This is a genomic window from Mammaliicoccus sp. G-M28 (genome assembly GCF_022386595.1).
Taxonomy (GTDB): domain Bacteria; phylum Bacillota; class Bacilli; order Staphylococcales; family Staphylococcaceae; genus Mammaliicoccus; species Mammaliicoccus fleurettii.
This window is the reverse complement of sequence record NZ_JAJNIF010000012.1, coordinates 25,920-39,494: the sequence shown is the minus strand read 5'-3', so window position 1 is coordinate 39,494 and position 13,575 is coordinate 25,920. Positions and strand designations below refer to the sequence as shown.

Here is a 13,575-nt window from a genome sequence, read left to right as displayed (position 1 = left end):
AATACGTTATAATATTAATGTATAAACAAATTGGGAGGTGGGAAGATGAAAGTAGCTATTGCAGCAGACCATGGTGGCTTTGAATACAAAGAAGCAATAAAAAGATTACTTGATGAAATGAACATTGAATATAAAGACTTTGGTACACATGAAGGAGAATCAGTAGATTATCCTGATTATGCAAGACCGGTATCAGAAAGTGTTGCAGATGGAACATTTGATAAAGGAATTTTGATTTGTGGAACTGGAATTGGTATGTCTATTGCTTCGAACAAGGTAAAGGGGATTCGTTGTGCACTTGTGCATGATGTTTTTACCGCAGAAGTTACGAGACAACATAATGATTCTAATGTATTAGCAATGGGCCAACGTGTTATAGGCGAAGGTTTGGCACTTCTCATCGTCAAAACTTGGTTAACAAGTGAATTCGAAGGCGGAAGACACCAACGACGTATAGATAAGATTGAAGGCGGTTGTTCATGATTAAGCATTTAAAACAATTATTGGATGAGCTTAATTCAATTGGATTCTTTAATAAGAATGAACTATGCATCATCGGTTGTTCCACTTCAGAGGTAAGAGGTTCTAAAATTGGATCAGATGGATCAATCGAAATAGCTAAAGAACTGTTTGATAGTCTTGAATTGATACATAAAGAGACAGGTGTTCGTTTTGCTTTTCAAGGTTGTGAGCATATTAATCGTGCTATTACTATAGAACGTGAAGTATTCGATGCTTATTCAATGGCCGAAGTTTCTGTTATACCTCAAGTGAACGCTGGAGGAAGTTTATCAACCTATGCTTATCAACACATGAAAGACCCAGTTGTTGTTGAACACATTCAATGCGATAAAGGCATTGATATTGGTCAGACATTAATTGGTATGCATTTAAAGCACGTCGCAGTACCGATATCTATTGATACTAAAAATATCGGAGAAGCTATTGTTACAGTAGCTAAAAGTCGCCCCAAGCTAATTGGTGGCGCAAGAGCTAAGTATTAAATTCTTAAAAGTGAGGGATTGTACATGTCATTAATTAAAAAGCAAGACGAAGAACTTTTCAAAGCAATGGAAAAAGAGTTTGATAGACAGAATAATAATATTGAACTAATAGCATCTGAGAATTTTGTATCTGAAGCAGTAATGGAAGCTCAAGGTTCTGTGTTAACAAACAAATATGCAGAAGGTTATCCTGGTCGTCGTTATTATGGTGGCTGTGACTATGTTGATATCGTGGAAAATTTAGCGCGTGATAGAGCTAAAGCACTTTTCGGTGGAGACCATGTTAATGTACAACCTCATTCAGGATCACAAGCGAATATGGCTGTGTACTTTGTAGCTTTAGAGCCTGGTGATACTGTGCTTGGAATGAACTTAAGTCATGGAGGACACTTAACTCATGGATCTAAAGTTAACTTTAGTGGGAAGTTATATAACTTTGTAGAGTATGGTGTTTCTAAAGAAGATGAACAAATCGACTATGATGAAATTTTGAAAGTAGCAAAAGAAGCAAAACCAAAATTAATTGTCGCTGGTGCATCTGCTTACCCAAGACAAATTGATTTTAAACGATTTAAAGAAATTGCAGATGAAGTTGGCGCTAAATTAATGGTAGATATGGCACATATCGCTGGTTTAGTAGCAGCTGGTTTACACCAAAATCCTGTAGAATTTGCTGACTTTGTTACTACTACTACGCATAAAACATTAAGAGGACCAAGAGGGGGCATGATTTTCTGTAAAGAAGAATATGCTAAAGAAATTGATAAAACAATTTTCCCTGGAATACAAGGTGGTCCATTAATGCATGTTATCGCAGGTAAAGCTGTTTCATTTGGAGAAGCATTAGAACCAGAATTTAAGGAATACCAAAAACAAGTAATTAAGAATGCTCAAAAATTAGCTGCAACATTAGAAGAAGAAGGTTTACGAATTGTATCTGGAGGTACTGATAATCATTTAATCTGTGTAGATGTTAAAGGTTCACTTGGTATAACAGGTAAGTTAGCTGAAAATACATTAGATGAAATAGGTATTACATGTAATAAGAATACAATACCTTTTGACCAAGAGAAACCTTTCGTAACGAGTGGCGTTCGTCTTGGAACACCAGCTGTTACTTCACGTGGATTCGATGAAGAAGCAGTTGAAGAAGTGGGTCGCATTATAGCATTAGTGCTAAAAAACCCAGAAGATGAACAAACACTGAAAGAAGCACATGAACGTGTATTATCATTAACTTCTAAGTTCCCACTTTACAACAAATAAATATTTATTGGAGGCTAGACTTATGGGTAAAGTACATGTTTTTGATCATCCATTAATTCAGCATAAATTGAGTTATATTCGTGATCAAAAAACTGGCACTAAGGAGTTTAGAGAGCTTGTCGACGAAGTAGGTATGCTTATGGCATATGAAGTTACAAGAGATTTCGAAACGAAAGAAGTCGAAATTGAGACACCGGTAACTAAGATGAAAGCTCAAAGGTTATCTGGTAAGAAATTAGCGCTTATTCCTATTTTACGTGCAGGATTAGGCATGACTGACGGTATAATGAAGCTTGTTCCAGCTGCAAGAGTTGGACATGTCGGTTTATACCGTGATCCTGAAACATTAGAAGCTGTAGAATATTTTGTGAAATTACCACAAGATATAGAAGAAAGAGAAATAATTGTAGTAGATCCTATGCTTGCTACTGGTGCATCAGCAATCGAAGCGATTCAGTCATTAAAGAATCGTGGAGCAAATAAAATACGTTTTATGGGCTTAATTGCTGCACCTGAAGGGGTTAAAGCATTACAAGAAGCGCATGATGACGTAGATATTTACATTGCTGCATTAGATGAAAAATTAGATGACCATGCTTATATAACACCTGGTTTAGGTGATGCTGGTGATCGATTATTTGGCACTAAATAATATTAGGAGGATTTTATTACAATGAAGAAAATTATGACAATATTTGGTACGCGACCTGAAGCCATCAAAATGGCACCTTTAGTTTTAGAGTTAAAAAATGATCCGGAGTTACAACCAATTGTAGTTGTAACTGCTCAACATAGAGAAATGCTAGATTCAGTTCTAGAAACATTCGACATTACTCCAGATTATGATTTAAACATTATGAAACAAGGTCAAACACTATCTGAGGTAACATCTAGAGTGTTAGGTGGACTTGAAAGTGTTATTCAAGAAGCGAAACCAGATATGATATTGGTACATGGAGATACAACAACTACTTTTGCAGGCAGTTTAGCAGCTTTTTATAATGAAGTTGCAATTGGCCATGTAGAAGCAGGGTTAAGAACTTGGAATAAATACTCTCCATTCCCAGAAGAAATGAATCGACAAATGACGGGGGTCCTTGCTGATTTACACTTCTCACCAACTGATCAGTCTAAACATAATTTGCTTCAGGAAAATAAAAAAGACGAATCTATTGTTGTTACAGGTAATACAGCTATTGATGCGTTATCTACTACTGTAAGTGATGATTACGAAAGTGATATCATTAATCGTCATGAAGGTAAACGTATCGTATTATTAACTGCACATAGACGTGAGAACATTGGTGAACCTATGGAGAACATTTTTAAAGCTGTTAGACAAATCGTTGAAGAGCATGAAGATGTTGTAGTAGTTTATCCAATGCACAAAAATCCAAAAGTTAGAAATATTGCCAATCAAATTTTGAGTGATCATGAGCGTATAGAATTGATAGAGCCTTTAGAAGTTATAGATTTCCATAACTTTGCTGCAAACTCACACTTAATCCTTACAGATTCGGGTGGTGTACAAGAAGAAGCGCCATCATTAGGTAAACCAGTACTTGTTTTAAGAGACACAACTGAGAGACCTGAAGGCGTTGAAGCGGGTACATTAAAACTTGTAGGAATAGAGCAAGACAATGTTTATAAAGAAACGAAAACATTGTTAACTGATCAAGCATTATACGAAAGAATGAGCATTGCTCAAAATCCATATGGTGATGGAAAAGCTTCTAAGAGAATTTGTGAAAATATTAAATATTATTTTGATATTTTGACAGAAGCACCAGAACCATTTAAAACAAAATAATAAAAGTGGTGGTTTGTGTCAATTCTGTGACAAATAAATGACAAAAAAATATTTTCTATTTTTGTCATAGCATTGACACTATAGGGCCACTATATTATCATGAAAATTGTGTGATGAAACGGTTTTCAAAGATATACCACTTATTTAAGGAGTTTCAGCTGAATGTTTGATATAAAGGGCTTTTTTAAGTCTTATTTACAGTATTTTATTTTTTTCATTATTATTCTAGTTGTAGTGTATTTCTTCTTGAAACATGAGTTTATTTTAGGACTCATTATTGGAACAATAGCATCAGCTGTTAACTTGTTTTCATGGGAAGTTTACCTCAATCGAGCAAAAAATGCTGAATCATTACAATTATCAACAGGAAACTGGGTCAGATATCTTGTGACAATCGTTGCATGCTGTTTTTGGCTTAAATATCCACTAATTGTTGATATTATTGGGATTTTATTTGGACTTATGATTGCATATGTCTTAATTATGTTTAGGTCTCTTAAAAGTCTCGATTAAATAATTAAAATTGTGAAAAGAGGTGAAGATATGGAACACGAATCACCTATGTGGTCCATCAATTTGGGAGGATTTGATTTATTATTCAATCTTTCGAGTATGTTAATGTTAGTAGTTTCTGCTGTAATCGTTTTTGGAATAGCCGTTTTTTGTACTAGAAACCTAAAAGTTAGACCTAGTGGTGCACAAAACTTTATTGAATGGGTATTTGACTTTGTTAAAGGTATTATCCAAAGTAATATGGCTTGGAAAGACGGAGGAAAATTTCATTTCTTAGCAGTTACGTTAATATTCTTCATATTTGTATCAAATATGCTAGGGTTACCGTTCTCAATTGTTGTTGGGCATACATTATGGTGGAAATCACCTACTGCGGATCCAACAGTTACTTTAACTTTAGCGACATTGATGGTTCTACTGACACATTATTATGGTGTTAAAATGCGTGGAACAGGAGCATACTTGAAATCGTTCGTACAACCTGTTGCTTTTATGGTACCTTTCAAAATTGTTGAAGAATTTGCTTCAACATTAACGCTTGGTCTACGTTTATACGGTAATATATTTGCAGGTGAAGTATTACTAGGTTTATTAGCAACATTAGCAGCAGGAGGCGCACTTGGTCTTTTCGGTGCAATTTTACCAGCGATAGTATGGCAAGGATTCTCAATTTTCATTGGATCAATTCAAGCGTACATATTCGTAATGTTATCAATGGTTTATATGTCCCATAAAGTGGCAGACGATCATTAATATATAATTTAAAAAAACAATTAATATTTTTAATTCTTAGGAGGAATTTATAATGAGTTTAGGTGTAATAGCAGCAGCAATCGCGATTGGTTTAGCAGCATTAGGAGCAGGTATTGGTAACGGTCTTATCGTATCAAGAACAGTAGAAGGTGTAGCACGTCAACCAGAAGCACGTGGTCCATTAATGACAATAATGTTTATCGGTGTTGGTTTAGTTGAAGCCCTTCCTATCATTGCAGTAGTAGTAGCATTCATGGTAATGAATCGATAAATTAACATATTTTTAGAACAGGCGAAGTCTATCTAAAAAGGATTTCGCCATTCATTTATGAGATGTTTTACATCTTTATTTGCAATGAAAGGAGTGTAATTGGCAGTGGATCAAAACGTATTAGTTTTAGGTGCAGCAAGTGGTGGTGTCGAATGGGGAACAGCATTATTCACATTAATCACATTTATCGTCCTGTTAGCTTTATTAAAAAAGTTTGCTTGGGGACCGTTGAAATCAATCATGGATGAGCGTGAAAACTCTATCAACAAAGATATTGATGATGCTCACGATGCAAAAGTAAAAGCTAAAAAATTAGAAGAAGAAAATAAAGATTTACTTAGAAAGACTCAAGAAGAAGTACAAACGATTCTTGACGATGCTAAACATCAAGCAAAAACACAACAAGAGCAAATTATCAATGATGCGAATGTTAAAGCAAATGGCTTAGTACAATCAGCTCAAGCAGAAATTCAACAAGAAAAACAAAGAGCTATTTCTGAAATAAACAACAGAGTTTCTGAACTTTCTGTACTAATTGCTTCTAAAGTAATTAATAAAGAAATTTCTGAACAAGACCAAAAAGACCTTGTTGAAAAATACATTAAAGAGGCAGGGGATAAATAATGGCGAACATAAGTCAAAAATATGCCCAAGCACTATATGATGTAGCAGAAGAACAAAACTTAACAGATGACATTTTAAATGAGCTTGATCAAATAACAATAAGCGTTAAAGGTCTATTAAGTGAAGTAAGAGCAATTGATAATAATCCTAAATTAGCAAAAAATGAACGACAACAATTTGTAGAGAACGTATTTAAAGGTGTTTCCAAACCATTATTAAATACATTATTCTTACTAGCTAATAATAGTAAATTATCTTTAATTCCAGAAATTGATGGAGATTACAGAAAAATTTACAATCAGGTACATAGTCAAGATTTAATGAAAGTGGAATCTGTCTATCCATTATCAAATGAAGAGTTAGATGAAATTGGTAAAGCATTTATTAAAAGAACGGGTTTGAAAAAACTCATATTAGAAAATCAAGTTAATGATTCACTAATTGGTGGCATTCGAGTATCCATTGGTACAAAAGTTTACGATGGCTCAATTCAGAATGATTTAAATCAATTAACAAAATCATTTCAACAAATGAAATAATATTAAGGAGTGACATAGATGGCCATTAAAGCTGAAGAAATCAGTGCTTTATTACGCTCTCAAATAGAAAACTATGAGTCAGAAATGTCAGTTACCGACGTTGGTACAGTAATCCAAGTCGGAGATGGTATTGCATTAGCTCATGGCTTAAACGACGTTATGGCAGGCGAACTATTAGAATTCCATACTGGCGTTTTAGGTTTAGCACAAAACTTAGAAGAAAATAATGTAGGTATCGTTATTTTAGGACCTGCTGAAGGTATTAAAGAAGGCGACGAGGTTAAACGTACTGGTCGTATTATGGAAGTACCTGTAGGGGAAGAATTAATTGGACGAGTTGTAGACCCATTAGGACAACCACTTGATGGACAAGGTCCAATCAATACGTCAAAAACACGTCCTGTTGAATCACCAGCAACTGGTGTAATGGATCGTAAATCAGTTGACGAACCTCTACAAACTGGTATTAAAGCAATTGACGCACTAGTACCAATTGGACGTGGACAACGTGAGTTAATCATTGGAGACCGTCAAACAGGTAAAACAACAGTTGCAATTGATACGATTCTTAACCAAAAAGACGAAGATATGATTTGTATTTACGTTGCTATTGGTCAAAAAGAATCTACTGTACGTACTGCGGTTGAAACATTACGTAGACACGGTGCTTTAGATTATACAATAGTTGTTTCTGCATCAGCAGCACAACCAGCACCTTTACTTTATATCGCACCTTATGCTGGTGTAAGTATGGGTGAAGAGTTCATGTTTAATGGTAAACATGTATTAATCGTATATGATGATTTAACTAAACAAGCAGCAGCTTATCGTGAGTTATCTCTATTACTTCGTCGTCCGCCAGGTCGTGAAGCATACCCAGGTGATGTATTCTACTTACACAGTCGTTTATTAGAACGTGCTGCTAAATTGAATGATGATTTAGGCGGTGGTTCAATTACAGCGTTACCATTTGTTGAGACACAAGCTGGAGATATTTCATCTTATGTTCCTACAAACGTTATTTCAATTACAGACGGACAAATTTTCTTACAGTCTGATTTATTCTTCTCAGGTGTAAGACCTGCTATCAATGCTGGTTTATCAGTATCACGTGTTGGTGGTTCTGCTCAAATCAAAGCTATGAAAAAAGTAGCAGGTACATTACGTCTAGATTTAGCATCTTATCGTGAGTTGGAATCATTTGCTCAATTTGGTTCTGATTTAGACCAAGCTACTAAATCTAAATTAGAGCGTGGTAAACGTACTGTTGAAGTACTTAAACAAGATCAAAACAAGCCATTGACTGTAGATCGTCAAGTCGTTATTTTATATGCTTTAACTAAAGGTCACTTAGATGATATTCCAGTTGAAGATATTACACGATTTGAAGATGAATTCTTAAATTGGATTGATGCTAACGCAAGCGATCTATTTAAAGAAATTCGTGAAACAAAACAATTACCATCAGATGATAAATTTGTTTCTGCAATCGATGCATTCAAAAAAGTATTTAATAAATCTCACATAGAGTAATATTAAGCTTTAAATAAAAGGTGGTGAAATTGTGGCTTCACTAAGAGAAATCAAAGGAAGAATCACTTCTACGCAAAAAACGAGTCAAATTACTAAAGCGATGAATATGGTGTCGAATTCTAAATTGCGTAAAGCAGAAGAGAATGCTCATGCATTCCAACCTTATATGGATAAGATTCAAGATGCAGTAACGGCAATAGCTTCTAAAAGTTCAGATGTTTCACATCCAATGCTAAAGACAAGAGCTGTTAAACGTTCTGGTTACTTAGTTATTACTTGTGATAAAGGACTTGCGGGACCATATAGCGCTAATATTTTAAAAAATGTAGTAAATGATATAAAAGAAAAACACAACAATAATGAAGATGAATATGCAATTATTGTTGTAGGTCGAGTTGGTCGAGATTTCTTTAAAGCTAGAGGATATAACGTAGTTGAAGAATATGTAGGCTTATCAGACCAACCAACATTTAAAAATGTTCAAGCATTAACTGAAAAAGCTGTAGATTTATTTACAGAAGAATATTATGACGAGTTAACAGTTTACTATAGTCATTTTGTAAGTGTTCTTGAACAACAAGTGAAATCGAAAAGAATCCTTCCTTTATCTGATGAAGATACTGGAAAAGGTTCAAGTATGATGGCTGGTTATGAATTTGAACCAGATAAAGAGACAATATTAAAAGTTATCTTACCGCAATATACAATTAGTTTAATCTATGGTGCATTATTAGATGGAAAAGCTAGTGAACATGCCTCTAGAATGACAGCTATGAAGAATGCAACAGATAACGCTTCAGAATTAATAGATGATTTATCATTACAATATAACAGAGCTCGACAAGCTGCAATTACTCAGCAAATTACTGAAATTGTCGGTGGAGCAGCAGCACTCGAATAATGATTAGGAGGAATTTACATGGGATTAGGCCGAGTAACGCAAATTACAGGGCCAGTTATTGACGTTCGATTTCCACATGGTGAATTGCCAGAACTTAATAATGCATTAACAGTTAAAGTAGACCGCCCTGATGGCAAAAGCTTTGATTTAGCATTAGAAGTTGCTTTACACCTTGGTGATGATGTTGTACGTTCTATAGCAATGGCGTCAACTGACGGTGTTAAACGTGGACAAGAAGTTACTGATACAGGCAGAGCTATATCGGTACCTGTTGGTGATGCTACGTTAGGTCGCGTTTTCAATGTATTAGGTGAAAAAATTGATTTAGGTGAAGAAATTGATGAAAGTGTGCGTCGTGACCCAATTCATCGTTTAGCTCCTAAATTTGAAGATTTATCTACAAAAGTAGAAATTCTTGAAACAGGTATTAAAGTAGTAGACTTATTAGCACCTTATATTAAAGGTGGTAAAATCGGTTTATTCGGTGGTGCCGGTGTTGGTAAAACAGTACTTATTCAAGAATTAATCAATAACATCGCTCAAGAACATGGTGGTATTTCAGTATTCGCGGGTGTTGGTGAACGTACTCGTGAAGGTAACGATTTATACTATGAAATGAGTGATTCAGGCGTTATTAAGAAAACGGCAATGGTATTCGGTCAAATGAACGAGCCACCTGGTGCCCGTGCAAGAGTTGCACTTTCTGGTTTAACAATGGCAGAATATTTCCGTGATGAACAAGGACAAGACGTATTGTTATTCATCGATAATATCTTCCGTTTTACACAAGCAGGTTCAGAGGTGTCAGCGCTATTAGGTCGTATGCCTTCTGCAGTTGGTTACCAGCCAACATTAGCTACTGAAATGGGACAATTACAAGAACGTATTACATCTACAAATAAAGGATCAGTTACATCTATCCAAGCGGTATTCGTACCAGCCGATGACTATACTGACCCAGCGCCAGCAACTGCTTTCGCTCACTTAGATGCAACAACGAACTTAGAACGTAAATTAACTGAAATGGGTATCTACCCTGCAGTTGACCCATTAGCATCAACATCACGTGCATTAACTCCTGAAATTGTTGGAGATGAGCATTATGATGTTGCGCGTCGAGTACAACAAACTTTACAAAAATATAGAGAATTACAAGATATCATTGCTATCCTTGGTATGGATGAGTTATCTGATGACGATAAGAAAACTGTAGAACGTGCACGTCGAATTCAGTTCTTCTTATCTCAAAACTTCCACGTAGCTGAACAATTTACTGGTCAAAAAGGATCTTATGTACCAGTTAGCCAAACTGTACAAGATTTCAAAGCAATACTAGAGGGACAATATGACCATATCCCAGAAGATGCTTTCCGATTAGTCGGTGGTATTGAAGCAGTTCTTGAAAATGCTAAAAACATGGGTGTAGAGGTCTAATAATAATTAGGAGGAATGGAAAATGAATACATTTACCTTAGATGTTGTCACTCCTAATGGATCTGTTTACTCAGCAAAAGAAGTAGAACTTGTTGTTTTACATACTGAAACTGGTGAGATGGGTGTAATGGCTGGACATATTCCAACTGTTGCAGCTTTAAAAACTGGATACGTTAAAGTAAACAAAACAAGTGGTACAGAGTATTTAGCTGTTTCCGAAGGATTTGTTGAAGTAAGAACCAATAAAGTTACAGTTCTAGTTCAATCGGCTGAAACTGCCGAAGAAATAGATAAAGACCGTGCGATTAATTCTAAAGAACGTGCTGAAGAACGATTGAATAGTAATCGAGACGAAGTTGACTTTAGACGTGCTGAACGTGCACTTCATCGTGCGATTAATCGAATTGAAGTGGCTAAATTTAGATAATATTTTAAGAGGCTGAGACAATTAATGTCTCAGCCCTTTTTATACTATAGAAGGGATATTTTGTTATGGAATACTATGGTCAATTAGGTATAATAGGACTCGTTTTACATGTTATCTGTGTTTGTCTTGCATTTTGGGCACTACAGGGCATTCGACTAGAATTTATTTTTAAGAAAAACCATATTGCGCAAGCTCAAACATTTATTATTATTTTATCGATTTTATTAGGCACATCTGTAAGTCGTTTTATTTTAGATATACTCCAATATTCGCTACAATTAAAATTACTATTCTAATAACACTAGAAAATACATAAATAAATGAAAAAAGAACAAAAAAGTAGTATAATGTTTTGGTGATGTTTATGAATCAAGGAAAATGTGTATTTAATATATATATACGTTTGTAAAATAAATTATAGTAAAGTTTTTTTGGAGGATAAATATATGGATAAAATCGTCGTAAAGGGCGGAGCGAGTCTTAATGGCACAGTCGTAGTCGAAGGGGCAAAAAACGCAGTACTACCAATATTAACAGCTACACTTTTACCAAGCACTGGTCAAAGTGTATTAACTAATGTACCTAAGCTAAGTGATGTTGATACAATAAATACTGTTTTAACACATTTAAATGCAGATGTAGAATATGAAGCAGATAAAAATACTGTTAAAGTTGATGCATCAAATACTTTAAAAATTGAAGCACCATATGAATATGTAAGCAAAATGAGAGCCAGTATATTAGTAATGGGACCATTATTAGCAAGAGAAGGTCATGCTAGAGTCGCATTACCAGGTGGTTGTGCAATTGGATCTAGACCAATCGAACAACATTTAAAAGGCTTCGAAGCATTAGGTGCAGAAATTGAGCTTCATAATGGATTTATTGAAGCAACGACACCTAACGGACTTAAAGGTACGAAAATCTATTTAGACTTCCCTAGTGTTGGTGCTACTCAAAATATTATGATGGCAGCTGTATTAGCGGAAGGTAAAACGGAAATTCAAAATGTTGCTAGAGAGCCTGAAATTGTAGACTTAGCCAATTATTTAAATGAAATGGGTGCACAAGTACATGGTGCAGGCACTGATACAATAAGAATCACTGGAGTACAACAATTACACGGAGCAGAACATTCAATTATTCCAGATAGAATTGAAGCAGGTACGTTTATGATAGCTAGTGCAATTACTAGAGGTAATGTGAACGTAATTGGTGCAATTAGAGAACATATGACAAGCTTAGTTTCTAAATTAGAAGAAGCTGGTGTTCAAATTACAGACATTGAAGATGGATTAAATATCCAAGTTCCAGGAGAAATTAAAGCGATTGATATTAAAACGATGCCTCATCCAGGTTTTCCTACAGATATGCAGTCACAAATAATGGCATTATTATTAACTGCTAATGGAACGAGTAAAGTAACTGAAACTGTATTTGAAAATAGATTTATGCATGTTGAAGAATTTAAACGCATGAATGCTGATATATTCATAAATGGTAGAAGTGCAATGGTTACTGGAAACAGCAAATTACAAGGTGCTGAAGTTAAAGCCACTGATTTAAGAGCTGGAGCATCTTTAATACTTGCAGGATTAGTATCTGATGGTTATACAAATGTTACAGAACTTAAACATTTAGATAGAGGTTATGTTGACTTTCATGGTAAACTTAAAGCATTAGGTGCGGACGTAGAACGTATTAATGATCAAGGGAAGTTAAACGATAAAGCGAGGGTTTAGTATGGCTGAAACACAATCATCAAGGTCTGACGATAAAAAAAGAAAGTCACCATATAAAAATTTAAAAGAAAAACTTCAAAAAAATAGGGTAGAAACAATTCAAGGAGTGGAAGTTGAGCATAGAGTCATTCCACTATGGATTAAATTACTTATATTATTGGTATTAATGATTTTGTTATTTATTGTTGGAACTATGATTGGGTATGGTATACTTCATAATCCATTTGGGGTATTTAATCCTGAAACTTGGCAACACATCTTTGATTTAACTGGAAGGAGCTCATAATGGAGACAATATATGACTTTAACGAAATTAAAAAAATAATTCCACATCGTTATCCATTTTTATTATTAGATAGAATAGTAGAATTAGAAGATGGTAAACGTTGTGTAGGTATTAAACAGGTAGCAGGAAATGAACCATTTTTCCAAGGACATTTTCCTGATTATGCTGTAATGCCAGGTGTTTTGATTGTTGAAGCACTAGCACAAACTGGAGCAGTAGCAATGCTACGTTTAGAAGAAAATGAAGGTAAATTAGCTATGTTTGCAGGCATTGATAAATGTCGTTTTAAAAAACAAGTTACACCTGGTGATACTTTAAGACTAGAAGTAGAAATAAATAAAATTAAAGGTCCAATAGGAAAAGGTACTGCTAAAGCTACAGTAGATGGAGAAATTGCGTGTAGCTGTGAAATTAGCTTTGCTATTGTAGATCAATAATAAAAAAAGAAAGAACAGATATCTGTTCTTTCTTT

General features: G+C 34.8%; 18 protein-coding genes. All 18 read left to right on the top strand.

Features of this window, described 5'->3' with window-relative positions; all coding sequences use genetic code 11:
• Window positions 1–45 precede the first annotated feature (45 nt).
• Complete coding sequence (rpiB, locus tag LQ609_RS10325) at window positions 46–483, top strand: ribose 5-phosphate isomerase B (protein WP_078358019.1); 438 nt, start codon at window positions 46–48, stop codon at window positions 481–483.
• Window positions 483–1,004, top strand: coding sequence for a TIGR01440 family protein (locus LQ609_RS10320; protein ID WP_078358054.1), 522 nt, complete (start codon window positions 483–485; stop codon window positions 1,002–1,004). Before rpiB ends, LQ609_RS10320 begins: the two co-directional genes overlap by 1 nt.
• A 24-nt stretch (window positions 1,005–1,028) precedes the next feature.
• On the top strand, window positions 1,029–2,270 hold the full coding sequence (locus tag LQ609_RS10315; RefSeq protein ID WP_078358018.1) for a serine hydroxymethyltransferase: 1,242 nt from the start codon (window positions 1,029–1,031) through the stop codon (window positions 2,268–2,270).
• Window positions 2,271–2,292: 22 nt separating this feature from the next.
• Window positions 2,293–2,922, top strand: coding sequence for a uracil phosphoribosyltransferase (gene upp, locus LQ609_RS10310; RefSeq protein ID WP_078358017.1), 630 nt, complete (start codon window positions 2,293–2,295; stop codon window positions 2,920–2,922).
• Window positions 2,923–2,943: 21 nt separating this feature from the next.
• Window positions 2,944–4,080 (top strand): non-hydrolyzing UDP-N-acetylglucosamine 2-epimerase, encoded by a 1,137-nt coding sequence (wecB, locus tag LQ609_RS10305; protein ID WP_078358016.1) that lies wholly within the window; start codon window positions 2,944–2,946, stop codon window positions 4,078–4,080.
• 162 nt (window positions 4,081–4,242) lie between these two features.
• Window positions 4,243–4,593 (top strand): ATP synthase subunit I, encoded by a 351-nt coding sequence (locus LQ609_RS10300; RefSeq protein WP_078358015.1) that lies wholly within the window; start codon window positions 4,243–4,245, stop codon window positions 4,591–4,593.
• A 30-nt stretch (window positions 4,594–4,623) separates the two neighbouring features.
• The gene (atpB, locus tag LQ609_RS10295) at window positions 4,624–5,346 is read left to right on the top strand and encodes a F0F1 ATP synthase subunit A (protein ID WP_078358014.1); all 723 of its coding nucleotides are present in this window, start codon (window positions 4,624–4,626) and stop codon (window positions 5,344–5,346) included.
• 52 nt (window positions 5,347–5,398) lie between these two features.
• Window positions 5,399–5,617, top strand: a complete 219-nt coding sequence (gene atpE / locus LQ609_RS10290; RefSeq protein WP_078358013.1) for a F0F1 ATP synthase subunit C — start codon at window positions 5,399–5,401, stop codon at window positions 5,615–5,617.
• Between the two features lie 99 nt (window positions 5,618–5,716).
• Window positions 5,717–6,241, top strand: a complete 525-nt coding sequence (locus tag LQ609_RS10285) for a F0F1 ATP synthase subunit B (RefSeq protein ID WP_078358012.1) — start codon at window positions 5,717–5,719, stop codon at window positions 6,239–6,241.
• Window positions 6,241–6,780 (top strand): F0F1 ATP synthase subunit delta, encoded by a 540-nt coding sequence (locus tag LQ609_RS10280; RefSeq protein WP_078358011.1) that lies wholly within the window; start codon window positions 6,241–6,243, stop codon window positions 6,778–6,780. Before LQ609_RS10285 ends, LQ609_RS10280 begins: the two co-directional genes overlap by 1 nt.
• An 18-nt stretch (window positions 6,781–6,798) precedes the next feature.
• Window positions 6,799–8,313: a F0F1 ATP synthase subunit alpha gene (gene atpA, locus LQ609_RS10275; protein WP_078358010.1), complete on the top strand. Its 1,515-nt coding sequence runs from the start codon at window positions 6,799–6,801 to the stop codon at window positions 8,311–8,313.
• 31 nt (window positions 8,314–8,344) lie between these two features.
• A complete protein-coding gene (gene atpG / locus LQ609_RS10270; RefSeq protein ID WP_078358009.1) occupies window positions 8,345–9,214 on the top strand; it encodes an ATP synthase F1 subunit gamma in 870 nt (289 codons plus the stop codon).
• Between the two features lie 18 nt (window positions 9,215–9,232).
• A complete protein-coding gene (gene atpD, locus LQ609_RS10265) occupies window positions 9,233–10,648 on the top strand; it encodes a F0F1 ATP synthase subunit beta (protein WP_078358008.1) in 1,416 nt (471 codons plus the stop codon).
• Window positions 10,649–10,670: 22 nt separating this feature from the next.
• Window positions 10,671–11,075 (top strand): F0F1 ATP synthase subunit epsilon, encoded by a 405-nt coding sequence (locus LQ609_RS10260; protein ID WP_078358007.1) that lies wholly within the window; start codon window positions 10,671–10,673, stop codon window positions 11,073–11,075.
• A 65-nt stretch (window positions 11,076–11,140) separates the two neighbouring features.
• Entirely contained in the window at window positions 11,141–11,371 is a 231-nt protein-coding gene (locus LQ609_RS10255) for a DUF1146 family protein (RefSeq protein WP_078358006.1), read from the top strand.
• Between the two features lie 150 nt (window positions 11,372–11,521).
• On the top strand, window positions 11,522–12,817 hold the full coding sequence (gene murA / locus LQ609_RS10250; RefSeq protein WP_078358005.1) for a UDP-N-acetylglucosamine 1-carboxyvinyltransferase: 1,296 nt from the start codon (window positions 11,522–11,524) through the stop codon (window positions 12,815–12,817).
• A gap of 1 nt (window position 12,818) precedes the next feature.
• Window positions 12,819–13,103, top strand: a complete 285-nt coding sequence (locus LQ609_RS10245; RefSeq protein WP_078358004.1) for a DNA-directed RNA polymerase subunit beta — start codon at window positions 12,819–12,821, stop codon at window positions 13,101–13,103.
• Window positions 13,103–13,540, top strand: coding sequence for a 3-hydroxyacyl-ACP dehydratase FabZ (gene fabZ, locus LQ609_RS10240; protein WP_078358003.1), 438 nt, complete (start codon window positions 13,103–13,105; stop codon window positions 13,538–13,540). The genes LQ609_RS10245 and fabZ overlap by 1 nt, the downstream gene beginning before the upstream one ends.
• Window positions 13,541–13,575 lie beyond the last annotated feature (35 nt).

Excerpts from the sequence above, each read along its gene's own strand:
- atpA (WP_078358010.1), top strand. The coding sequence starts at position 6,799 with ATGGCCATTAAAGCTGAAGAAATCAGTGCTTTATTACGCTCTCAAATA.
- LQ609_RS10315 (WP_078358018.1), top strand. The coding sequence starts at position 1,029 with ATGTCATTAATTAAAAAGCAAGACGAAGAACTTTTCAAAGCAATGGAA.
- LQ609_RS10300 (WP_078358015.1), top strand. The coding sequence starts at position 4,243 with ATGTTTGATATAAAGGGCTTTTTTAAGTCTTATTTACAGTATTTTATT.
- rpiB (WP_078358019.1), top strand. The coding sequence starts at position 46 with ATGAAAGTAGCTATTGCAGCAGACCATGGTGGCTTTGAATACAAAGAA.
- LQ609_RS10245 (WP_078358004.1), top strand. The coding sequence starts at position 12,819 with ATGGCTGAAACACAATCATCAAGGTCTGACGATAAAAAAAGAAAGTCA.
- LQ609_RS10280 (WP_078358011.1), top strand. The coding sequence starts at position 6,241 with ATGGCGAACATAAGTCAAAAATATGCCCAAGCACTATATGATGTAGCA.
- atpB (WP_078358014.1), top strand. The coding sequence starts at position 4,624 with ATGGAACACGAATCACCTATGTGGTCCATCAATTTGGGAGGATTTGAT.
- wecB (WP_078358016.1), top strand. The coding sequence starts at position 2,944 with ATGAAGAAAATTATGACAATATTTGGTACGCGACCTGAAGCCATCAAA.
- upp (WP_078358017.1), top strand. The coding sequence starts at position 2,293 with ATGGGTAAAGTACATGTTTTTGATCATCCATTAATTCAGCATAAATTG.
- fabZ (WP_078358003.1), top strand. The coding sequence starts at position 13,103 with ATGGAGACAATATATGACTTTAACGAAATTAAAAAAATAATTCCACAT.
- LQ609_RS10260 (WP_078358007.1), top strand. The coding sequence starts at position 10,671 with ATGAATACATTTACCTTAGATGTTGTCACTCCTAATGGATCTGTTTAC.
- murA (WP_078358005.1), top strand. The coding sequence starts at position 11,522 with ATGGATAAAATCGTCGTAAAGGGCGGAGCGAGTCTTAATGGCACAGTC.
- LQ609_RS10255 (WP_078358006.1), top strand. The coding sequence starts at position 11,141 with ATGGAATACTATGGTCAATTAGGTATAATAGGACTCGTTTTACATGTT.
- atpE (WP_078358013.1), top strand. The coding sequence starts at position 5,399 with ATGAGTTTAGGTGTAATAGCAGCAGCAATCGCGATTGGTTTAGCAGCA.
- atpD (WP_078358008.1), top strand. The coding sequence starts at position 9,233 with ATGGGATTAGGCCGAGTAACGCAAATTACAGGGCCAGTTATTGACGTT.